21 protein-coding genes and 2 riboswitches are annotated in these 23,748 nt (G+C 34.0%); of the genes, 20 read left to right on the forward strand and 1 reads right to left on the reverse strand.

What is annotated here, in order from left to right:
• The first annotated feature begins 23 nt into the window (after positions 1-23).
• The 10 genes from L0669_RS07690 (at position 24) to L0669_RS07735 (ending at position 10,800) form a co-directional block, all read left to right on the forward strand.
• Positions 24-1,328 (forward strand): O-acetylhomoserine aminocarboxypropyltransferase/cysteine synthase family protein, encoded by a 1,305-nt coding sequence (locus tag L0669_RS07690; RefSeq protein WP_263762515.1) that lies wholly within the window; start codon positions 24-26, stop codon positions 1,326-1,328.
• Between the two features lie 205 nt (positions 1,329-1,533).
• On the forward strand, positions 1,534-2,622 hold the full coding sequence (locus L0669_RS07695) for a homoserine dehydrogenase family protein (protein ID WP_263762517.1): 1,089 nt from the start codon (positions 1,534-1,536) through the stop codon (positions 2,620-2,622).
• A gap of 613 nt (positions 2,623-3,235) precedes the next feature.
• Positions 3,236-3,427 (forward strand): hypothetical protein, encoded by a 192-nt coding sequence (locus L0669_RS07700; protein ID WP_121327140.1) that lies wholly within the window; start codon positions 3,236-3,238, stop codon positions 3,425-3,427.
• A gap of 189 nt (positions 3,428-3,616) precedes the next feature.
• Positions 3,617-3,725: riboswitch (SAM riboswitch) on the forward strand.
• A gap of 77 nt (positions 3,726-3,802) precedes the next feature.
• Positions 3,803-4,786 (forward strand): alpha/beta fold hydrolase, encoded by a 984-nt coding sequence (locus L0669_RS07705; RefSeq protein ID WP_263762519.1) that lies wholly within the window; start codon positions 3,803-3,805, stop codon positions 4,784-4,786.
• Position 4,787: 1 nt separating this feature from the next.
• Positions 4,788-7,202, forward strand: a complete 2,415-nt coding sequence (thrA, locus tag L0669_RS07710; protein WP_263762521.1) for a bifunctional aspartate kinase/homoserine dehydrogenase I — start codon at positions 4,788-4,790, stop codon at positions 7,200-7,202.
• A 66-nt stretch (positions 7,203-7,268) separates the two neighbouring features.
• Positions 7,269-7,826, forward strand: a complete 558-nt coding sequence (locus L0669_RS07715; protein WP_263762523.1) for a hypothetical protein — start codon at positions 7,269-7,271, stop codon at positions 7,824-7,826.
• 19 nt (positions 7,827-7,845) lie between these two features.
• A complete protein-coding gene (locus tag L0669_RS07720) occupies positions 7,846-8,271 on the forward strand; it encodes an OsmC family protein (RefSeq protein WP_173970902.1) in 426 nt (141 codons plus the stop codon).
• Between the two features lie 128 nt (positions 8,272-8,399).
• A complete protein-coding gene (locus L0669_RS07725) occupies positions 8,400-9,572 on the forward strand; it encodes a trans-sulfuration enzyme family protein (protein ID WP_173970903.1) in 1,173 nt (390 codons plus the stop codon).
• A 94-nt stretch (positions 9,573-9,666) separates the two neighbouring features.
• On the forward strand, positions 9,667-10,194 hold the full coding sequence (locus L0669_RS07730; RefSeq protein ID WP_263762525.1) for an alpha/beta hydrolase: 528 nt from the start codon (positions 9,667-9,669) through the stop codon (positions 10,192-10,194).
• 195 nt (positions 10,195-10,389) lie between these two features.
• Positions 10,390-10,800 carry an RrF2 family transcriptional regulator gene (locus L0669_RS07735; RefSeq protein WP_055097114.1) on the forward strand — a complete coding sequence of 137 codons (411 nt, stop codon included), beginning with the start codon at positions 10,390-10,392 and terminating at the stop codon, positions 10,798-10,800.
• A gap of 101 nt (positions 10,801-10,901) precedes the next feature.
• Here L0669_RS07735 and L0669_RS07740 read toward each other — a convergent pair whose 3' ends face one another.
• Positions 10,902-11,684 (reverse strand): sulfite exporter TauE/SafE family protein, encoded by a 783-nt coding sequence (locus L0669_RS07740; protein WP_263762527.1) that lies wholly within the window; start codon positions 11,682-11,684, stop codon positions 10,902-10,904.
• 314 nt (positions 11,685-11,998) lie between these two features.
• Between L0669_RS07740 and L0669_RS07745 the strand changes: the two genes are divergently transcribed.
• The 10 genes from L0669_RS07745 to L0669_RS07790 all read left to right on the forward strand — a co-directional run bounded on the left by L0669_RS07745 (position 11,999) and on the right by L0669_RS07790 (position 23,676).
• On the forward strand, positions 11,999-12,901 hold the full coding sequence (locus tag L0669_RS07745) for a sulfite exporter TauE/SafE family protein (protein WP_263762529.1): 903 nt from the start codon (positions 11,999-12,001) through the stop codon (positions 12,899-12,901).
• Positions 12,902-12,932: 31 nt separating this feature from the next.
• Positions 12,933-13,643 carry a phosphoadenylyl-sulfate reductase gene (locus L0669_RS07750; RefSeq protein WP_263762531.1) on the forward strand — a complete coding sequence of 237 codons (711 nt, stop codon included), beginning with the start codon at positions 12,933-12,935 and terminating at the stop codon, positions 13,641-13,643.
• 317 nt (positions 13,644-13,960) lie between these two features.
• Positions 13,961-14,866 carry a sulfate adenylyltransferase subunit CysD gene (gene cysD, locus L0669_RS07755; RefSeq protein ID WP_173970907.1) on the forward strand — a complete coding sequence of 302 codons (906 nt, stop codon included), beginning with the start codon at positions 13,961-13,963 and terminating at the stop codon, positions 14,864-14,866.
• A 136-nt stretch (positions 14,867-15,002) separates the two neighbouring features.
• On the forward strand, positions 15,003-16,247 hold the full coding sequence (locus L0669_RS07760; RefSeq protein ID WP_263762533.1) for a sulfate adenylyltransferase subunit 1: 1,245 nt from the start codon (positions 15,003-15,005) through the stop codon (positions 16,245-16,247).
• A gap of 78 nt (positions 16,248-16,325) precedes the next feature.
• Positions 16,326-18,416, forward strand: coding sequence for a HEPN domain-containing protein (locus tag L0669_RS07765; protein ID WP_263762535.1), 2,091 nt, complete (start codon positions 16,326-16,328; stop codon positions 18,414-18,416).
• Positions 18,409-19,182, forward strand: coding sequence for a uroporphyrinogen-III C-methyltransferase (cobA, locus tag L0669_RS07770; protein WP_263762537.1), 774 nt, complete (start codon positions 18,409-18,411; stop codon positions 19,180-19,182). Before L0669_RS07765 ends, cobA begins: the two co-directional genes overlap by 8 nt.
• A 173-nt stretch (positions 19,183-19,355) precedes the next feature.
• A complete protein-coding gene (locus L0669_RS07775; RefSeq protein ID WP_263762539.1) occupies positions 19,356-19,937 on the forward strand; it encodes a precorrin-2 dehydrogenase/sirohydrochlorin ferrochelatase family protein in 582 nt (193 codons plus the stop codon).
• A 192-nt stretch (positions 19,938-20,129) separates the two neighbouring features.
• Positions 20,130-21,182 carry an NAD(P)/FAD-dependent oxidoreductase gene (locus L0669_RS07780; RefSeq protein ID WP_263762541.1) on the forward strand — a complete coding sequence of 351 codons (1,053 nt, stop codon included), beginning with the start codon at positions 20,130-20,132 and terminating at the stop codon, positions 21,180-21,182.
• 437 nt (positions 21,183-21,619) lie between these two features.
• Positions 21,620-21,734: riboswitch (SAM riboswitch) on the forward strand.
• Between the two features lie 325 nt (positions 21,735-22,059).
• Positions 22,060-23,064 carry a homocysteine S-methyltransferase family protein gene (locus L0669_RS07785; protein ID WP_173970913.1) on the forward strand — a complete coding sequence of 335 codons (1,005 nt, stop codon included), beginning with the start codon at positions 22,060-22,062 and terminating at the stop codon, positions 23,062-23,064.
• A gap of 42 nt (positions 23,065-23,106) precedes the next feature.
• The gene (locus L0669_RS07790) at positions 23,107-23,676 is read left to right on the forward strand and encodes a hypothetical protein (RefSeq protein ID WP_263762543.1); all 570 of its coding nucleotides are present in this window, start codon (positions 23,107-23,109) and stop codon (positions 23,674-23,676) included.
• Positions 23,677-23,748 lie beyond the last annotated feature (72 nt).

Genomic DNA, 23,748 nt, shown 5'->3' on the forward strand with positions numbered 1-23,748 from the left:
ACAATACCTAAAAAATTAAGATCATGAGCACACAAAAATTCGCTACAAACGCACTACACGCAGGACACGATGTTACTAAAAATGCAGGAACCAGAGCAGTGCCAATTTACCAGACATCATCATATGTATTTAACGATTCAGATCATGCTGCCAATTTATTTGGTCTTGCCGAAGCCGGATTTATTTATACAAGATTAAATAACCCGACAAACGATATTTTAGAACAACGTCTTGCAGCGCTTGAAGGCGGAATTGGAGCTGTAGTTACAGCGTCTGGAGCATCGGCAATTTCTACAGCTTTATTGACTTTGCTAAAAGCAGGCGATCATATTGTTGCTTCGAATAGTTTATACGGAGGAACTTATAACTTACTAAATGTAACTTTACCACGTTTAGGAATTACAACCACTTTTGTAGATCCTTCTAAACCGGAAAACTTCACAAAAGCCACCAAAGAAAATACAAGAGCCTTTTTTGTAGAATCTCTGGGTAATCCAAAATTAGATGTATTAGATCTGAAAGGAATTTCGGCGGAAGCCAAAAATTTTAAAGTACCTTTTATTGTAGACAATACGGTTGCTACTCCTTATTTATTAAATCCAATTGAATATGGAGCAGATATCGTAATTCACTCTTTAACCAAATATATTTCAGGAAACGGAACTTCATTAGGAGGGGTTATCATCGATGCAGGAAAATTTGACTGGTCGAACGGAAAATTTCCTGAATTTACAGAACCTTCTGCAGGATATCACGGATTAGTATATCACGAAGCTTTAGGAAATGCAGCTTTCATAGCAAAAGCAAGAATCGAAGGTTTGCGTGATTTTGGCGCAGCTTTAAGTCCGTTTAATGCTTTCCAGATCATTCAGGGATTAGAAACATTACCAATCCGAATCAAGAAACATAGCGAAAATGCTTTGGCTTTAGCCTCTTGGTTAGAAAAGCAAGAAGAAGTGGTTTGGGTAAATTATCCAGGTCTTAAAAACAATAAGTATTATGATTTGGCACAACAATATTTGCCAAAAGGACAAAGTGGTGTAATTACTTTTGGACTTAAAGGTGGTTTTGATGCCGCTAAAAAAGTGGTTGATCAAACTAAATTGTTCTCACTTTTAGCCAATATTGGTGACACAAAATCATTAATCATTCACCCGGCAAGTACTACACACCAACAATTGTCTGATGCTGACCAACTAGAAACGGGAGTTTCAAAAGATTTAGTTCGACTTTCTGTCGGAATTGAAGATATCGAGGATTTAATAGCTGATTTGCAGGCTGCTTTCGCAAGCGTTACCCAGTCGCAATACAGTATTAATAAAAATTAGGTTTTTTTGTTTTTTGTTTGAAAAATTGCCTTTAGTAGCGTGAGTTCTGCTAGAGGTGATTTTTTATAAAAAACTATCTATATAAAAGTTTTTTCACCATATAAGTGATATAAGTTCGTATTAAGCGTTGCGCTCAGTTTCAGCTCTTTCTTAAATTACTTATATCACTTATATGGTTTAATTAACCCCCATTAAATTAAAAATTATGTCAAAGCTTAAAATAAATATCATCCTTTTTGGAATTGGAAATATCGGAAGTACTTTGATCAATCAGATTATCGAAAGTCAGGAGTTTTTTCTTGAAAGTAAAAATATCGATTTTCATTTTCCAATTATAACAAATTCAACCGTAGCATTTTTTGAGAAAGAAGGCGTTGGATATGCCTGGGAAACCAATTTTCTTGAATTGGCAGTTCCGTTTAAAGTGCAGGATATTATAGAATTTGCAAAAGAAAATGAGTTTGAAAATCTAATTGCCGTTGATGCTACAGCAAGCGATGAACTCATTCATCATTATAATACTCTAATCGAAAACGGATTTAATATTGTAGCGGTAAATAAAAAAGCCAATACACTGCCAATTGATCTCTATAAAGAGATTAGGGCCAATCTTAAAAAATACGACAAAGAATTTTTGTATGAAACATCAGTAGATACGGGTTTTCCGGTCTTGCAAACCTTAAGAGATTTGTATTATTCGGGCGAAAAAATCACAAAAATACGAGGTGTTTTCTCTGATAATCTAAGTTATGTTTTTAACCGTTTTGCGACCGAAGATGTTACTTTTTCATCTCTTTTAAAAGATGCCAGTTTACTCGGATTAATGCGATCAACTTTTAAAGAAGATTTGTCCGGAAATGATACTGCCAGAAAGCTATTGATTTTGACGAGAGAGATCGGGAAAGATTTCGATTTCTCGGATATAAAAATTAATTCTCTTATTACAGAAGAACATCTGGAGAAAAACGGAATTCTTAATAAAGATGCAATCGATAAATCGTTTAAAATTGCAAAAATAGCCCAGGCAGATAATCATGTACTGCGATATGTAGGCGAATTTGATTTACAGAAAAATACTTTAGAAGTCAAATTAGTTTCAGAACCAGTCTGGTCAGCCATTGGTCAGCTAAAAGGATCAGATACCATTTTTGAAATTTATACACAATCTTACGCAGATGTTCCAATAGCAATTCAAAGCGCTTCGGCATGTAAACAGGCAATCTCGAGAGGGATAATAACTGACATTTTAAAGGTAGCCGAAAAAATTAAAAATAAAGAAGCAGTTTGGCTGTAAGTGGTTTCGAATAGTAGTTAGTTGTTCTTTGATATATTGAAACAGGAAAGTTCATTACGTTTATTTTTGTAGGTTTTAACGTTCAATTATTGATCTCTTAAATTTGTAAGATGTTTTTTAACGTTAAAATGGTGTTTTTTAACGTTTTTTAAGATTAATTTGCTGATCCTCACTTGCGTAATTGAAAAAATATTCGCACATTTGTAATACCTCAAAATTACCAGAAAATAAATTTAGTATTCTGAATAATAGTTATGTCGATCGGGACAAAAGTTAAAGCAACTTTATTTCTTATTGATTAAAAAAAGAAGAATAAAGTAAAAATATTTCGGCAGTTTCCGGGAAGCTTATTAAAATAAAACAAATGCAAGAATTTTTTAAAATAGCAATTAAATCACAGATGAATAAATCCCTACAGATGAACAAGATGTTTAATGTCGCACGTATTTGTGTACACGTCTGTTGATACTAAAAGTATATATAAGTTGTAAAAAACTTAAACCCTTTTGGTATTTTAATCAAAAGGGTTTTTTTATTCCATTTGGTTGCCATAACAAAAAATTAAACAAACGATAAAGATTATAAAACGCAAACTAACATAAACTTAAATATCATGAGCACAATCAACTACTTAAGAAAAAAACTTTTCAGAAGCAAAATCGAAAGAAATAATCCTCCGCCAGTAAATGAATTAATTCATCCAAGTTTCGGAATAACTGAGACTGATAAAAAAGCGGAGAAAAAAGAACCAAATTCATTATTGTTTTTGATGTATTCAAAAGAAAATGAAACTCTTTTCATCTAACTTGAAAAGCACTCATAAATTAGGGTAATACCTGCTTAAATTTACTGGGCAAATTGTTCGGTAATTTTTTGCGTACAATAGTTTCTGATTGAATTATGTTTAAGAAATTGAGGAATCAGTTTCGATAAAATTTGTTAGTTTAAGAAATAAGTAGTTAATTTGCACCGTTAAGTTCAAATACGTATTGAAATGTTATAAAGAAAGGACGAGGGATTAGACCCGATGAATCCTTAGCAACCCTTCGTTAAATCGAAGAAGGTGCTGCATTCTACCACGCCCAAACGTGGAAAGATAACAACAAGAATTTTCTAGTTTCACTCTAGTACTTTCTTTCTAATATTTCCACATACAAATCAAAATTAAAAAGATTTGAAATTGGAAAATATACCAAGTCCCATTATAATTCAAGATTTCATCACAGAAAGTGGTGCATCATATCCATTATTGCCATTAAGCTTTACACTTTTTGGTTTACCATTGCATAGCGCGCCTATAGTTTTGGTTAATCATGCTTTGACCGGAAACGCTCAGGTTACCGGAGAAAATGGCTGGTGGAATGACTTAATTGGCGACGAAAAAACAATCGATACCAACAAATATACCATATTGGCATTCGACGTTCCTGGAAACGGGAATGATTCTTTTATCATCGAAAACTATCAGGATTTTACAACAAGAGATATTGCCCGAATTTTTATTAAAGGTTTAGAGGCTTTAAATATTGCCCAGGTACACACTATTATTGGTGGTTCTGTGGGTGGGGGAATTGCATGGGAAATTCTTGCATTAGAACCTAACATTACTCAAAACCTGATACCCATTGCAACCGACTGGAAATCGACTGACTGGATGATTGCAAATTGCTACCTGCAAGAGCAAATCTTGAACAATTCTTCAAAACCTATAGAAGATGCCAGAATTCATGCCATGTTGTGTTATCGCTCTCCTGAATCATTCAAAGAAAAATTTCAAAGAACAATCAATAACGAACTTTCTATTTTTAATATAGAAAGCTGGTTGGCGCATCACGGTCAAAAACTACAAAAGAGATACCAATTGGCATCGTATAAACTGATGAACCAATTGCTTAAAACCATAGATATTACCAGAAACAGTGAGGATTTCGAAACTTTATTGTCCAGAACAAATGCAGCGATTCATATTATCGGAATCAATTCAGATTTGTTTTTTACACCAAAAGAAAATCGGGAAACTTATCAGGAATTAAAAAAGTTCAAAGACAATGTTTTTTACAGCGAAATAGATTCGGTTCACGGACATGACGCTTTTTTAATCGAGTACAAACAATTAGATCATTTACTTGCCGATATTTTTAAGGCAGAAACAATAGAAAAATAAAATGAAAATATTAAAATTTGGAGGCAAATCGTTATCAAACGGAGAAGGACTTAACAAAGTAGTTTCAATCATTTCTGATAAAGTAAATCAAGGAGAACAAATTGCTGTTGTCGTTTCGGCTCGCGGAAATGCTACAGATGAATTAGAATATATTTTAAAACTTGCTGCAAAAAACGGTAATTACAAACCATTATTTGAGAATTTTAAAACTTATCAAGTTTCAGATTATCCGCAAGTAGATTTATCTGAAGAATTTAATATTTTAGAAAAGCTTTTTGAAGGCGTTAGCTTAATTGGAGATTACAGCAACAAAATCAAAGATCAGATTTTATCTAAAGGCGAATTGCTTTCGGCTAAATTATTAACATCTATTTTAAAAGAAAAAGGCGTTCCGGCTAATTTCGTTGATTCGAGAGATTTATTAAAAACCGATTCTAAATTTGGTGATGCACAACCATTAGAGCAACTTTCGAAGAAAAACGTGATCAATTATTTTAAAGAACATAATGGTTCAACTGTAAATATTGTAACGGGTTTTATAGGTTCAAACAACAATAACGACACCACAACTTTAGGAAGAAACGGAAGTAATTATACTGCATCATTAATTGCTAATTACTTAAATGCCGAAGAATTACAAAACTTCACACACGTTGACGGAATTTATACAGCAAATCCTGATTTGGTTGCTGATGCTAAAAAAATCGAATTTTTATCTTTTAATGAAGCGAACGAATTGGCGAATTTTGGTGCCACAATTTTGCACGCCAAAACCATAATTCCTCTATTAGAAAAAAATATTCCGCTTCGTATTTTAAATACATTCAATCATGAAAACCGCGGAACTTTAATCACTTCAGATTCTGCTAAAGAAGGAATTAAAACCCTATCGGTTTTAGAAAACGTATCATTGGTTAATCTTGAAGGACGTGGATTACTAGGGAAAGCCGGAGTCGATGCCCGAATTTTTAAAGTAATGGGCGATCATAACATCAGTGTAAGCATCATTTCGCAAGGTTCTTCAGAAAGAGGCATTGGGCTTGTTGTAGCGACAGAAAAAGCAACAACTGCAATGGTCGAATTAGAGAAAGAGTTTGAAAATGATTTTTATTCTAAAGATGTAAACCAAATTACGGTTACGGATAATGTTTCGGTAATTTCGATCATTGGTCAGGATTTAAGTACTTTTCATAAGCCTTATACCGCTTTAATCAAAAATAAAATAGTTCCAATATTGTTTAACAACACCGTTACGGGTAAAAACGTGAGTTTGGTGGTTAAAAAAGCAGAACTAAACAAAGCCTTAAACGTAATTCACGGAGAGATTTTTGGAGTTTCTAAGAAAATCAACATTGCGATTTTTGGTCACGGATTAGTAGGCGGAACTTTAATCAATCAAATCCTGGAATCTGCAGCAGCAATTGAAAAACGTAAAGACATTAAGCTGAATGTTTTTGCAATTGCGAATTCGAAGAAATTACTTTTAAATAAAAACGGAGTAACTGCTGACTGGAAAAATGATATCCAAAAAGGCGGATTAGAGTATACCATAAACGATGTAATTGAGTATGCAAGTCAGCATCATTTAGAAAACCTGATAGCAATTGATAATACGGCAAGTGCTGCTTTTGTAGAAAATTATATTACGCTTGCAGAAGGCAGCTTTGATTTGATTTCTTCGAATAAAGTAGCCAATACGTTAAGCTATGGCTTTTATAAAGAATTAAGAAAAGCTTTGGCCGAAAACCAAAAGAATTATTTGTACGAAACTAATGTTGGTGCAGGTTTACCATTAATTGATACGATAAAATTATTACACCTTTCGGGTGAAAATATCACAAAAATAAAAGGAGTTTTCTCAGGAACATTGAGTTATTTATTCAATAATTTCTCTGCAAAAGATGCTCCGTTTAGTCAGATTTTGCAAGAAGCAATTGATAACGGATATACAGAACCAGATCCGCGTGAAGATTTATGCGGAAATGACGTAGGAAGAAAATTATTGATTCTGGCAAGAGAATTAGATTTGCAAAATGAGTTTGAAGAAATCTCAATTCAAAATCTAATTCCGGAACATTTACGCGAAGGAAATGTTTCTGATTTCCTGACAAAACTAAAAGAATTCGACCCTATTTATGATAAAATAAAAGCAGATCAAAAGCCAAATCACGTATTAAGATACATTGGTGAGTTGTCTGGAGATTTGCAAAATGACAAAGGAATTCTGGAAGTAAAACTAGTTTCAGTGCCTTCTGATACTGCTTTAGGCGGATTAAAAGGATCTGATTCTTTCTTCGAAATTTATACAGAATCTTACGGAGATCGTCCAATCGTTATTCAGGGAGCCGGTGCAGGTTCTGCAGTAACAGCAAGAGGAGTTTTTGGAGATATCTTGAGATTATCTGATAAAGGGTAATTTGATTTTAAATTTTAGACTGGAGATTTTAGATTGTTAAAATTCAATTAATTAAGGAATCAAGGAATGAAAAACATATTAATTTTATTATTGTTCTCGAATATTTTAACGGCTCAAATTTCTAATGTTGTCAGAAATAAAGACAGTTATACACAGGAAATTTTTCCATATAAGGGAGTTAGGGCAATTCAGATAGATGAGGTAAGCTCTGTTGGGAACGAGGATAATGTTTTTATTTTTTCGAAGATTGAAAAAAACGCCAATCCTGATAAAATGTATTTTCAGCGGTTTACAAAAGTCAATGATAAATGGATTGTAAAATCTATTCTTGAAGTAAATCATAAAGGAATTATATCAGCATGGGGAAGCAGAAAAGCTTTTGGAGATTATAATAAAGATAAAAGTGTTGATGCTCTTTTTATTTACGGACTTTATGATGCTGATTTCAAACAACAATCAGTTCATTTAATCCTTTCTCAAAAAGATCAGTTTTATACGATTGAATCCAGTATTTCGGATAATTTTAAGACAGATAAATTTTCTCCCAATTTCAGTTCTTTAGATGCAGAGTCTAAAAAACACGTTTTAGATTATTGGGGTAAATTAGATAAAAAAGACAAATAACTTAGGAAAACAAAAAAACATGAAAGTAACCTTAAACAGAGTAAACGACGCGTTTCATTTTAAACTCAAAAATGAACGTGGACATGTAGTTGATGTTGATAGCAGAGCCGAATTTGGCGGAAGCGATTTAGGTGCAAGTCCGATGGAATTAGTATTAATGGGAGTTGCAGGATGCAGCGCTATTGATATGATTTCGATATTAAAAAAACAACGTCAGGAAATAACAGCATTTAATGCTGAGGTAGAAGGAGAACGCGTAAAAGTTGGAGAAGCAACACCATTTAAAGTAATCAATGTGGTTTTTTACTTGGAAGGAGATATCAATCCTGAAAAAGCAAAAAAAGCAGCACAGCTTTCTTTCGAGAAATACTGCTCCGTTTCTAAAACGGTTGAACCAACAGCTACGATCAATTACAAAGTTGTACTGAACAACGAAGCATTATAAAATTATAAAATGAGTCAATTTGAGAATTTTTAGATTGGCTGTAAAGATTCACTTGTTTAAGTTTAAGATGAAGATTTTGCTCATCGCGTAACCTGAAACTTTAAACCTGAAACAAAAAAACAAAAAAAATGAACGAACAAGAATTTGGCTTTGAAACTCTAGCCATACGTACACATTTAGAAAAAACACAATTTCAGGAACATTCAACACCTTTGTTTTTATCTTCAAGTTTTGTATTTGAAGACGCAGAGGACATGAGAGCTTCTTTCACCGAAGAAAAAGTCCGCAATATTTATTCTCGTTTTAGCAATCCAAATACAACAGAATTTGTTGACAAGGTTTGTGCGATGGAAGGTGCCGAAGCCGGTTATGCTTTTGCAACCGGAATGGCTGCAATATATTCTACTTTTGCTGCATTGTTAGAATCAGGAGATCATATTGTTTCTGCAGGAAGTGTTTTTGGATCAACTCACGCGTTGTTCATGACTTATTTTCCAAAATGGAAAATTGAAACTTCTTATTTTGATATCAATAAACCCGAAACAATAGAAAGTTTTATTAAACCAAATACTAAAATTCTATATGCTGAAACGCCTACAAATCCAGGTGTTGATGTAATTGATTTAGAATTATTAGGCGCAATTGCAAAAAAGCACAATTTGATTTTAATAATCGATAACTGTTTCGCTACACCATATATTCAGCAGCCTATTAAATACGGGGCGCATTTAGTAATTCATTCTGCAACAAAATTAATAGACGGTCAGGGTCGTGTTTTAGGTGGAGTTGTAGTGGGTGAAGGAGAATTAATTCGTCAGATTTACTTGTTTTCAAGAAATACAGGACCGGCAATGTCGCCATTTAATGCTTGGGTTTTGTCGAAAAGTTTAGAAACTTTGGCAGTTCGTGTTGATAAACATTGTGAAAATGCTTTAAAAGTAGCTGAATTTTTAGAAAGCCATCCAAATGTAAAAACGGTAAAGTATCCATTTTTGAAATCTCATCCAAAATATGAAATTGCCAAAAAACAAATGCTTTTAGGCGGTAATATTATTGCGATAGAAATTGAAGGTGGTCTTGAAGCAGGAAGAAAATTTCTGGACAAGATTAAATTATGTTCTCTTTCGGCAAATATTGGCGATGTAAAAACAATTGTAACGCATCCGGCTTCTACAACGCACAGTAAATTGTCTGAAGAAGATCAATTAGCAGTGGGAATTACTCAAGGTTTGGTACGTGTTTCTGTAGGTTTAGAAACAGTAGCAGATGTTATTGCTGATTTAAAGCAAGCGCTGGATTAAATAATTTTAATGATATATATGTCAGGCTGAGCGAAGTCGAAGCCAGGTTAGTGACTTCGACTTCGCTCAGTCTGACAATCATTGCTCTTTCAATATGAAACCAAGATTACTGATTTTATCGGATTTATTTGGAGGAAACAATCCGGAATGGATAAAAATGTATTCAGAAGTACTGGAATCTAAATTTGAGATTCAATATTATGATGTTCTTGAATTAGCAAATATTCCCTCAGATAATTTTATCGAAAGTGATGTTCATGATCAGCTTTTAAAAAGAGGAATTGATAAAGCAGTTGAAAACTTACTTCAGTTAGAAACAGGAAAAATAATGGTTCTGGGATTTAGTATCGGAGGAACAATTGCCTGGAAAGCATCTTTAAAAGGATTAGATATCACGCATTTATTTGCAGTTTCGTCAACAAGACTACGATACGAAACGGAAGCTCCAAATAGTATTATAAAATTATATTTTGGAGAAAAAGATCCTAATAAGCTTATCTCAAAATGGTTTTTGGATTTGGATTTAGAGAGTGAAATTCTCAAAGATAATTCTCACCAATTGTATTTAATAGAAAATAATGCTGCTTTAGTTTGTAGTGATATTTTAAAATCTTTACACTAATAGCGGTTTTTGATTGTAAATTCTATACCGTTAAAAAACGTCATTCTTCTTAACTATACTAATTTAGTAGAACTTACTTTTTCATTGTGTTATTTTTCTCATTCAAAAAGCTTATTTTTGTTGCAGAAAAATATGAAGTTTGTAATTTTAGGAATAAATCTAAAACTTACATTCTACAATCTAAAATATATATAAGTGCTTTCAAAGAAAACAAAATACGGAATTAAGGCTTTAACTTATTTGGCTAGACGTGAAAATAATGAACCTGTACAAATTGCCGAAATTGCTAAAAGTGAACATATTTCGATAAAATTCTTAGAAAGTATATTGTTATTGCTTAGAAATTCTGGTTTCCTTGGCGCTAAAAAAGGAAAAGGCGGAGGTTATTATCTGATAAAAGATCCAAAAGATATCAGTATGGCCAAAGTATACCGAATCCTTGAAGGTCCAATTGCGTTACTACCTTGTGCGAGTCATAATTTTTATGAAAGATGCGACGATTGTGATGACGAAACTACTTGCGCAGCAAGACGTTTAATGATGGAAGTTAGAGATAATACACTTAAAATACTAGAAAGTAATTCCTTGGCAGATATTGCATTTTAAAGGAAAAATTTAAACCATATAAGTGATATAAGTTCATTTAATTAAGCTATGCGGCAAAGTCTAAAATGAACTTATATCACTTAAATGGTGAAAGAAAGGTCTTAAAAAATCAGTTTGTATCCTGCTAGAAAAAGCATTACAGCAATAGCATTTCTAAGTAATGTGTCAGGAATTTTTCCGCTTAACATACTTCCAATAAAAATTCCGGGAAGCGATCCTAATAAGAGCTGGCCTAGTAAAACTAAGTCAAGATTTCCCATTGAAGCATGACCAATTCCGGCAACAAGCGTTAACGGAACAGCGTGAGCAATCTCAGTTCCTACCAAACGAGGTGTTGGCAAAAGCGGATATAGAAAGAATAAAGTTACGGTACCTAATGCTCCGGCACCAATAGAAGTTAAGGTTACGGTTGCTCCAAGTAAAACCCCAATCCCAATAGTCAGCATATTTTGAGTATGACTTTCGCTGTGAAATTTATCTCCGGCGTGTTTTTGAGAATATCTTAAAAGCTTCTTTTTGAATAAAATTGCAATAGAAGTAAAAAGCAATGCCCAGCCTAAGCTATATTTTATAACCGAATTTATAGTCGAAATATCGGTTTTGATGCTGTTTAAGATCCATAAAGTCAATAAAGCGGCAGGGACACTTCCTAAAGTAAGCCATCCCGTAATCTTCCAGTTGATGTTTCCTTTTTTATGATGCACAAATACACCTCCCATTTTGGTAAACGCAGCATATAATAAATCAGTTCCAACTGCTGTCGTTGGCGGAATTCCAAAATATAATAAAATCGGAGTCATTAAGGAGCCTCCGCCCACACCTGTTAATCCTACTACAAACCCTACTACTAAACCGGCAATTACAAGACCTATTTGAAAATCCATGAAAAAATATTTGCCGTAAAAATAAGAACAATTTTATAATAATCCGATAGATGTGGTAGACTTTAAAATACTATATTTGTAAACGAATATCTTTGACAGTTTATTTAGTTGTAATACAGACTTATACGATTTTTAACTTAACAAGCCAATTTGTTATATTATTTTAAGTTGCCGGATTCTTAATCAAAAGAGAATTAGAGTTGTAAAAAAATTAAATAATGTTTTGATATTTAGAAATAAGTACTAATTTTGCATAGTAATCTATTAACCCGATAGGGTAATAGATTTAGCAGCTCAAAACCAAGCCACTGAGTATGGAAAAAGAATTAAAAATTGCTAATTATGATGTTAGATCTGATGCATCGATAAAAGAAAAGTTGTGGGTTGTGATTCCTGTGGTTTTGTTAATAGGTTTGTTGTCCACGTTGATATACAAACATCACGCTGAATTTTCGATAGAAGGATTAGTTTCCGGATTTGATTCAGATTTTTTAATGTTTTTTGCTATTGGAGCTTTTGCTCAGTTAGTAGACGGGACATTAGGAATGGGGTACGGAGCAACTTCGACTTCATTTTTACTGGCTTACGGAGTTCCGCCAGTAATTAGCAGTACAGGAGTTCACGTTGCAGAAATGTTTACTACCGGAGCGTCGGCAATTTCGCATCATAAATTCGGAAATATTAATAAAAAGCTGGTAAAGCATTTATTAATTCCGGGAGTTTTAGGTTCTGTTATAGGAGCTTATTTACTGTCTGATGTTATTAGCGGAGATGTTATAAAACCATTTATAGCGGTTTACATGATTGTCTTAGCGGTTATTATAATTAGAAAAGCATTGGCTAAAACCATCGTTAAAAAGAAAACAAAAAAGCTTGGATATCTAGCGACTTTTGGAGGTTTTATGGATGCTGTTGGCGGAGGAGGCTGGGGCCCAATCGTAACGTCGACATTATTAGGACGCGGCAGAAATCCAAGATATACAATTGGTTCTGTAAATGCAGCTGAATTTGCGATTTCGTTTGCAAGCGGAATTACTTTCATGCTTTTTGGAGGAATTCACGGCTGGCAGGTTATTATAGGTTTAATTTTAGGAGGAGTAATTGCAGCACCATTAGGAGCTTATTTGGTAAATAAAATCAAAAGAAAACCAATGATGGTTGCAGTTGGAATTTTAATTATATTATTGAGTTTAAAAACATTATCTAAATTATTGTAATAAGTTTTTTAGAAAGGGAAAGAAAGAGATTATGAGTGCGACGATTATACAATCATTATTAGATAAAACAAAAGATTTTTCGCTGGAAGAAACGTTGGTTTTTTTAGCAAATGAATATCCGGAAAAAGTAATTTTTTCGACTTCTTTTGGTCAGGAAGATCAGGTAATTACAGATTTTATTGCAAAAAGTAATACTGATATTACCATTTTTACCTTAGATACCGGTCGATTATTTCAGGAGACTTATGATGTTTTTCATAAAACATTAAAAAAATACAAAAAACCAATCGAGGTATATTTTCCGGAAGCAACTGCAGTAGAAAGTTTACTACAACAAAAAGGGCCAAACAGCTTTTATGATTCGGTAGAAAACAGAAAAGAGTGCTGTTTTATTCGAAAAGTAGTTCCGTTACGAAAAGCTTTGGCAGGAAACTCAGTTTGGATTACCGGTTTAAGAGCCGAACAATCTGAGAATAGAAATGATCTGCAATTGTTTGAATACGATGGAGGTTTCGAAATTATAAAGTTCAACCCTTTATTAAAATGGACTTTAGAAGAAGTAGAAACGTATTTATCAGAAAATAATGTTCCTCAAAATGCCTTACACAAACAAGGTTTCGTAAGTATAGGATGTGCGCCATGCACAAGAGCAATTTTCCCTGGTGAAGATATTAGAGCTGGAAGATGGTGGTGGGAATCAAGCCATAAAGAATGTGGTTTGCATAGTGCTAAAAAAGAATAGAGAAGCGAGAGTTAAGAAAATAGAGAATAGATTAAAGTTCCGGAGGAACGATTTATATTGTAGCGCCGGATTTTAATCCGGTGGAGGTTGAAGATTGTAATGTGAAATTTCACCCCAATCAATAAATGAAGATTTATATTTTAGGATAGGGTTTCAACCCGATAGAGATTGAAGAAGATAACGTCTCGAACCAACGGATTTAATTCGTTGAAAAAACAAAAACAAAAAACACAGAATAACGATAGTTTATAGGTTTTAGATTAAACTCACAGCGATCTAAAAATTGAAAAACTATCAAGCATTAAACAAAATATCAAATGAGTTCAAGTTCAGTATTAAAAACAAACGCTTTAGAGAGTGAAGCGATATACATTTTCAGAGAAGTAATTTCACAATTTGACAAACCTGTTTTACTTTTTTCTGGAGGAAAAGATTCTATAACATTAGTGCGTTTGGCACAAAAAGCATTTTTTCCTGCTAAAATTCCATTTCCTCTTTTGCATGTTGATACAGGACACAATTTTCCTGAAACAATTGCTTTCAGAGACAAATTGGTAGAAGAATTAGGATTAGAATTAATCGTTCGTAATGTTCAGGATGCTATTGATGAAGGAAAAGTGGTTGAAGAAACTGGGAAATATTCTAGTAGAAACAGCTTACAGACCACAACACTTTTAGATGCAATCGAAGAATTTAAATTCGATGCTTGTATTGGTGGAGCGCGTCGTGATGAAGAAAAAGCAAGAGCTAAGGAACGTATTTTTTCAGTTCGTGATGATTTCGGTCAATGGGATGAAAAAAATCAAAGACCTGAGTTATTTGATATTTTGAATGGAAAAATAGAAAACGGACAAAACGTTCGTGTTTTCCCAATTTCAAACTGGACAGAATTAGATGTTTGGAGTTATATCGAAAAAGAACACATCGAAATTCCGTCTATTTATTTTTCACATAAAAGAAAAGTTTTTTTGAGAGACGGTTTAATCTGGTCGCATTCTCCTTATGTGTATCAGGAAGAAGACGAGCAAATCGAAGAAAGAATTGTTCGTTTCAGAACCGTTGGAGATATGAGTTGTACAGCCGCTGTTGAGTCTTATGCAGCAACAATCCAGGAAGTAGTAGGAGAAATTAGAGAATCTACCATTTCTGAAAGAGGAGCCAGAATCGATGACAAACGTTCTGAAGCTGCAATGGAGAAAAGAAAACAACAAGGATACTTTTAATAATTATGAGTTATGAATTGTGAATTATGAGTTCAATTCAGAATTAATTAAAAGTTAGAATCAAAAAAACAAAAACATACAGATTTATAAGTTTCGAAAGAACATGAAGCTTTAAACCTGAAACAATATAGTAAGAATGGAAGTTTTAAAAATAGCAACAGCAGGAAGTGTAGATGACGGAAAAAGTACTTTGATCGGGAGATTATTGTACGACACAAAATCATTGACGACTGACAAAATAGAAGCAATCGAAAAAAGCAGCAAACAAAAAGGATATGATTATCTTGATTTTTCATTAGCAACTGATGGTTTAGTGGCCGAAAGAGAACAAGGAATCACGATTGATGTTGCGCACATTTATTTTTCGACTGCAAAGAAAAGTTACATTATTGCCGATACTCCGGGACACGTAGAATATACAAGAAACATGGTTACAGGAGCTTCGACTTCTCAGGTTTCTATTATTTTAATTGATGCCAGAAAAGGAGTTATTGAGCAGACTTACCGTCACTTTTTTATCAATAATTTATTGAGAGTAAAAGAGGTAATCGTTGCCATTAATAAAATGGACTTAGTAGATTATTCTGAAGAAGTTTTCAATAAAATCAAAGCCGATTTTCAGGCATTAAACGCTAAAAGTACTTTTAAGGAACAAAACGTAAGTTATATTCCGTTAAGTGCAATCAATGGCGGAAACGTGGTGGATCAATCAGAAAATATGCCTTGGTATACAGGTCAGACTGTTTTACAGCATTTAGAAGGATTAGATGCCGAAGATGTTTTTGAAGCAGGAAAAGCGCGTTTTCCGGTTCAAACTGTTATTCGTCCTAAAACTGAAGAATACCATGATTTTAGAGGATACGCAGGGAAATTATACGGAAACTCAATAAAAGTTGGAGATGCCGTTACGGTTTTACCTTCTTTAACAGAATCTAAAGTTTCTAAAATTCACTTTTTCGACAAACAATTTGATGAAGCTGTTGCAGGTTCTTCGATTACAATCGAATTAGAAAATGATATCAATGTAACAAGGGGTGATATGATTGTAAAATCATCAGAACTTCCAAAAATTGAAAAAGAAATCAGTACAACAGTTTGTTGGATGGATAGCAAAAAACTGGTTGCAGGAACAAAATATATTGTACAACACAATACAAATTCAGTTTTAGCCAAAGTAGAGAGTATCAAAAATACCATCTCAACAGACTATTCAGGAACAAAAGAAGCATCGCAATTAGCGATAAACGAAATAGGAGAAGTAAGCATCAAATTAAGTAAGCCATTATATTTTGATGCCTATAATGATAATAAATCAAACGGCGCTTTTATCTTGATTGATACAGCAACCAATACCACCGCGGGAGTTGGATTTATTAGATAAAATGCGATAGACTTAGCCTTGAGCACAAAATAAGAAAGTTAAAGTTAGCTATAGCTAAAAGCCAAAAGCAAAAAGAAAATGGAAAGTTTTAGAACAGAAATAGAAAATCCGATTGTTCAGAAAGAGATCATCGATTTAGAAAAAAAGATTCACTTATTCCGTGGAGGAAAAATTGATGATGAGCGTTTTCGTAGTCTTCGTTTAGCACGCGGAATTTACGGGCAACGTCAGGAAGGCGTTCAAATGATTCGTATCAAGTTGCCTTACGGTAAAGTGACGAGCGAACAATTAGTGCGTATTACTAAAGTTTCTGATGAATATTCTACAGGACGTTTACATATTACAACACGTCAGGACATTCAGATTCACTATGTAAGTTTAGACAGAACTCCGGAACTTTGGGCAAATTTGGCTAAAGACGATGTTACCTTGCGTGAAGCTTGTGGAAACACCGTTAGAAATATTACAGGAAGCGAATTAGCAGGTGTAGACGTAAACGAACCATTTGATGTTTCGCCTTATGCACACGCTTTGTTTCAATACTTATTAAGAAACCCGATTTGTCAGGAAATGGGACGTAAATTCAAAATTTCGTTCTCATCTTCAGACGAAGATACAGCCTTGAGCTATTTACACGATTTAGGATTTATCCCTAAAATTGTTGATGGTGTTCGTGGTTTCAAAATTATGTTAGGAGGAGGTTTAGGATCTCAGCCGGCACATGCAGAATTGCTTACGGAATTCGTTCCGGCAAATCAAATCATTCCAACAGCAGAAGGCGTGATTCGTATTTTTGACAGATACGGAGAACGTGCAAAAAGAATGAAAGCTCGTATGAAATTCTTAATCAAAGAAATGGGAAGAGATGTTTTCCTTGATTTGGTTGAAAAAGAGAAAAAAGCAATCGCTTTCGAAACTTACGAAATCGACACAACAGCTTTTGACGGACCAATTCCTGAACCTTTATTAGAAGTGCCACAAGTTACAATCGAAGATACCAAAGCATATGAAGCCTGGAAAAAATCGAATGTAATTGCACAGAAACAAGAAGGTTATTATGCTATTGGAATCAAAGTTTTATTAGGAGATTTTTATACTGATAAAGCGAGATTATTAGCCGATTTAATTAAAAATTACGCAGCAAACGAATTACGTTTCACATTGCGTCAAAATATTGTAATACGTCACGTAAAAGAAGAGAATTTACCTTTCTTTTATCAGGAATTAGCCAAACTGAATTTTGTTCATTTAGGATATAATTCTACAGCAGATATTACGGCATGTCCGGGTACAGATACTTGTAATTTGGGGATTGCAAGTAGTACCGGTATTGCAGAAGAATTAGAAAAAGTTTTAAATGCAGAATATCCTCAATATTTAAACAATCAGGAAATTGAGATTAAAATTTCGGGTTGTATGAATGCTTGCGGGCAACACAATATGTCGGCAATTGGTTTTCAGGGAATGTCGATCAATTCAGGAAAATTAGTAGCTCCGGCTTTACAGGTTTTATTAGGAGGAGGAAGATTAGGAAACGGATCAGGACGTTTTGCTGATAAAGTAATTAAAATTCCAAGCCGTAGAGGACCAGATGCATTACGTACCATTTTAAATGATTTTGATACAAATGCAAACGGAGAAAAATTCCTTAATTATTACGATCAAAAAGGAGAGAAATATTTCTATGAAATTTTGAAACCTTTCGCAGACGTAACCAATTTAACCGAAGCTGATTTCGTAGACTGGGGTAACGCAGATAACTATGTAAAAGCAGTTGGAGTGGGAGAATGTGCAGGAGTTGTAATTGATTTGGTTGCTACATTATTATTAGAAGCTAAAGACAAATTGACGTTTGCTCAGGAATCATTCGACGAAGGAAAATGGTCAGATGCTATTTACCATGCTTATGCAGGATTTGTAAATGGTGCAAAAGCATTGTTGCTTTCAGAAAACGAAAAAACAAATAATCACGCAGGAATTGTAGACTTATTTGATACTGTTTTCATCGCAACATCTAAAATAGAATTGCCAACAACATTTAGAGAATTGGTATATCAAATCAATCAAAATGAGCCTTCAGAAGCATTTGCAAAAGCATATATTCAACAAGGAATTTCATTTTTTGATACTATCGAAAAATACAGAGCTCAAGAATTAGCAAATGCTTAATATTAAACCAAAAGTAACTTTAGTTGGCGCAGGTCCCGGCGATCCGGATTTGCTTACGCTCAAAGCCGTAAAAGCACTAGCTGAAGCAAATGTGGTTTTGTATGATGCCTTGGCCAATGACGAAATATTAGCACATGCACCTAAAAATGCCATCAAAATTTTTGTTGGAAAAAAGATAGGAAATCACGCCTATACGCAAGATCAAATCAATCAGTTGATTGTTGATAATGCTTTAACGTACGGAAATGTAGTGCGTTTAAAAGGTGGAGATCCGTTTATTTTTGGGCGTGGAAGCGAAGAAATAGAATTTGTAGAAAGCTTTGGAATCGAAACGTTTGTAATTCCCGGAATCTCTTCAGTTGTTGCTGTTCCTGCAAGTCAGGGAATTTCGATAACCAAAAGAGGTGTTTCAGAAAGTTTTTGGGCGATTACCGGAACAACTTCTGACAGAAAATTATCTTCAGATGTAGCTTTGGCTGCGCAATCTTCTGCAACAGTAGTTATTTTGATGGGAATGCACAAATTGCCTCAGATTATCGATTTATTCCAAAAAGAAGATAAAGGAAATCTACCCGTAGCGATCATTCAAAGCGGAACAACTTCTGATGAAAAAGTAGGAGTTGGAACCGTAGATTCGATTCTGAATGTTGTAAAGGAAAAAGAATTGAGTTCACCGGCTATTATTGTTTTAGGAGAAGTGGTTCGCGAAAGCAATAAACTAAAAGGATTTTACGAAGAATTTCTATCAAAAGAAATTGTGCGATAAAGTTCCAAAGGAACGGTGAAATATTGTAGCATCGTCCCGAGGCTTCGGGATTAAACCGATGTACGCATGACAATAACGGAGTTGATCAACCCAATGTTGCCAAAGAAAAATGTTCCATCAGGAACATCTCATTGGTAAATCATCTAATTTTGTTTAGATGAAATTAAATTAAAATGGAACAAAACGAATTATATCCAATATTCTTAAAACTTCACAATTTGAACGTTTTGATTGTTGGAGGAGGAAATGTAGGATTAGAAAAGCTTTCTTTTTTACTAAAGTCTAGTCCTAATGCAAATGTTGAGGTCGTAGCGCCAAATTTCCATTTAGAAATAAAGGTTTTGGCTGAGAAACATCCTTCGGTTACATTAACAAAATCGAAGTTTAAAAAGAAAATGCTCAAAAAACGTCATATGGTTATTGCTTGTACCGATGATTTAAAAGTCAATAAAAAGGTATACGACTTATCCCGAAAGCGTTATTTGATTTGCAATATTGCCGATACGCCAGATTTATGCGATTACTATTTAGGTGGAATCGTAACAAAAGGAAATGTGAAAATTGCGATTTCAACTAACGGAAAATCACCAACAACCGCCAAAAGGTTACGGGAATTTTTTGAAGAAGTTATTCCTGAGGATATCAATAAAATGGTCGAAAACCTCAATGAATACAGGAAAACTTTAAAAGGCAATTTTGAAGACAAGGTTAAAAGAATGAACGAGATTACCGATTCATTGAAAAATAAAAGGTAAGATAAGAGGTTCCGAAGGAACGATTTATATTGTAGCGTCGGGTTTTAAACCGATGGATGAAGGAGATTGCCGCTTCATTAAAAAATAAAGAGTAAAAAATTTCGCAAGGAAATCAATGATAAAAATCATTTGACATTAGAATATATTATTCGTTTCTTTGTATTATTAAGAATGATTATAAACAACAACATAATGATTAAAACAGATATACTTATAATTGGAGCAGGACCAACAGGTTTATTTGCCGTTTTCGAGGCAGGATTATTAAAATTAAAATGTCATATCCTAGATGCTTTGCCACAAGCAGGAGGACAACTTTCTGAATTATATCCTAAAAAACCTATTTATGATATTCCTGGTTTCCCGGAAGTTTTAGCAGGAGATTTAATTGATAACTTACAAGAACAAATTAAACAATTTGAGCCAGGTTATACATTAGGAGAGCGTGCTGAAACGATCGAAAAACAAGAAGACGGAAGTTTTATCGTAACCTCAAATAAAGGAACTAAATTTCACGCGCCTGTTATTGCTATCGCAGGAGGTTTAGGAAGTTTTGAGCCTCGTAAACCACTTATCGAAGATATCGAGTTTTATGAAGATAAAGGAGTAAAATACTTTATCAAAAATCCTGAAAAATTCAGAGATAAAAGAGTTGTAATTGCAGGAGGAGGAGATTCAGCATTAGACTGGAGTATCTTTTTAGCAAATGTTGCTTCAGAAGTAACTTTAATTCACCGTAGAAATGAATTTAGAGGAGCTCTTGATTCAGTAGAAAAAGTACAGGAATTAAAAACTGCCGGAAAAATTAAATTAATTACACCAGCAGAAGTTATCGGAATCAATGGTGCTGAGCACGTTGAATCATTAGATATCGAAGAAAACGGTGCACACCGTAAAATCGAAACAGATTTCTTTATTCCACTTTTCGGATTAACACCAAAATTAGGTCCAATTGGAGACTGGGGATTAGAAATCGAGAAAAATGCCATTAAAGTAAATAACTCATTAGATTACCAGACTAATATTCCGGGAATCTTTGCTATTGGAGACGTTAATACATACCCTGGAAAATTAAAATTAATTCTTTGTGGTTTCCACGAAGCAACTTTAATGTGCCAGGCAGCATACCAAATCATCAATCCAGGTAAAAAATACGTATTGAAATATACAACAGTTTCTGGTGTAGACGGTTTCGACGGAACTCGTAAAGAAGCTCCAAAAGCAGTTGTTAAGGCGATTGTTTAATTTGAGGTTCTGAGTTGCTAAGCGACTAAGGTTCTAAGATTTTTATATAGAAAGCTCAAACTTTTAAAGTTTGGGCTTTTTTTATTTACTGATTATTAAGAATCCCAGAGGGATGATATATTTATAGAATGGCATAATTGAATTTTTAAATAGAGCCCCAGCGGGGTGAAATATTATGTTCAAAACATGATCCCTATGTCGCTCCGCTGGAGCTTTATTTTGTGGGGATAATTTTTTTATAAATATTACGCTCCGCTGGAGCTTTTAATATAAGTAAAATATTAAACTTATAAACTCAGTATCTTAGAATCTTAGTCTCTCAGCACCTTAAAAAAAGAAACTTAGACCCTCAGAATCTTAGCCACTTAGAAACTTTAAAAAACACTTGCAATTGTTCAGGTTATGTCTTTACTTTGCACTGTTCTTAAAATTACTGAAAGTTATCACGAAAGGTGGAGGGAAAAGACCCAATGAAACCTTAGCAACCCTTTATCATAAAGAAGGTGCTACATTCTACTTTATACTGATCATAGTATTTAAGATAGATAACACAAATACATAAAAGTATTTCTCAAAACTCTTCCTGACAACTTACAATATAATTTTACCGAATTCACTTTGGTATCATGAGCGAATCATTGGCGCATTTTTGCCATCAATCGTTCCCGCTTTTCGTTGCAATCTTTTACTTTTTAAAGAAAAAAGCAAAAGGATTTCCACTTCAATCGGGGCTAATAAGCCAACAAAGTGAATTTTTGGAATTAATGTGAATCAAAATCGTATTAAAACCGACAGGTTATTAAAACGGAAATTATAATTAAATAAAAAACTTAGCAACTTAGTGCCTTAGTGTCTTAGCAGCTAAAAGTCAAAAGATATGTCAATAACAATTCAGGAAGCAATAAAAAAAAATATCCTAATCCTTGATGGAGCAATGGGAACCATGTTGCAGCGCTATAATTTCTCCGAAGAAGATTTTCGCGGAGAGCGTTTCAAAGATTTCCCGCATCCATTAAAAGGAAACAACGATTTACTATCCATAACACAACCACAAGCGATCCGCGATGTCCACGCCGCTTATTACGAAGCTGGCGCAGACATCGTAGAAACCAACACTTTTTCAGGAACGACAATCGGTATGGCCGATTACTTCCTGGAAGATTTGGTTTACGAATTAAATTACGAATCGGCTAAAATTGCCAGAGAAGTAGCCGATGAATTTACAGCCAAAAATCCGGATAAACCACGTTTTGTAGCCGGTTCAATTGGCCCAACAAACCGTACGGCAAGTATGTCACCAGATGTAAACGATCCGGGTTACAGAGCTGTAACGTTTGATGATTTACGTATTGCGTACAAACAACAAGTAGAAGCCTTAATGGATGGAGGTTGCGATTTACTTTTGGTAGAAACCATCTTTGATACTTTAAACGCAAAAGCGGCACTTTTTGCTATTGAAGAAGTAAAAGACGAACGTAATCTTGATATCCCGATCATGGTTTCAGGAACAATTACGGATGCTTCAGGAAGAACACTTTCAGGACAAACTGTTGAAGCGTTTTTGATTTCAGTTTCACATATTCCGTTATTGAGTGTAGGATTCAATTGCGCTCTTGGAGCTGATTTGTTGAAACCATACTTGAAAACATTAGCGCAGCATACAAGTTTTAATGTTTCGGCGCATCCAAATGCAGGTTTACCAAACGCATTCGGACAATATGATGAAACACCGGAACAGACTCAGGCATTCATCAAAGAATATTTAGACGATAATTTAATCAATATTATTGGTGGTTGTTGCGGAACAACTCCGGATCATATTCGATTAATTGCTGAAGTTGCGAAGGATTATAAGCCGAGAGTGGCGCCAGTATTGGTGTAAAAATTTATATAAAGAAAATATAGTTGTCCTTGAAGAATTAATATGAAATTAAAATATTTAGGTTTATTGGTCTTTCTTTCAATTTTACTTACGCAATGTGCTTCGTCAGCAAGCATTGAAGGGATGACGGTTAAAAATTATAAAGCAGAAAAAAAAATTGGAGATAAAATTTACATAAAATCTGTTACAGGCGGAAAAAAAACAAATCCATTATGGACGTCTAAGATTTCTAATGAAAATTTTGAAGAGGCATTTAAAAAGTCTGTTATTGAATCTGAAATATTTTCGAAAATAGATTCGATTACAAATGATGACGACTGGGTTCTTGAAATTAATTTAATCTCTGTAGATCAACCTTTTTTTGGTACGACTTTTACGGTCAAAACTACAATAGAGTATAAGTTTTATTACAAAAATGAATTAAAGTTTAGTAAGAATATTAAACAATCGGGGAGCGCTAAAATGTCAGATGCACTTATTGGGGCAAAAAGGTTACGATTAGCCAATGAAGTTTCGGCAAAAAATAATATAAATGAGTTACTTCGATCATTAAACGAAATTGCTTTGAATATTACAGCTAGCGCAAGCATCTCACCGGTGCCTGCAAAATAAAGGTTTTACGGAGGATTCGAAAAACGTGTTTTTATTGATTAAGAGTTTAATTGAAAATAAATGTTCCGTAGG

Origin of the sequence: Flavobacterium bizetiae, from assembly GCF_024271895.1 — a bacterium.
Taxonomy (GTDB): Bacteria; Bacteroidota; Bacteroidia; order Flavobacteriales; family Flavobacteriaceae; genus Flavobacterium; species Flavobacterium bizetiae.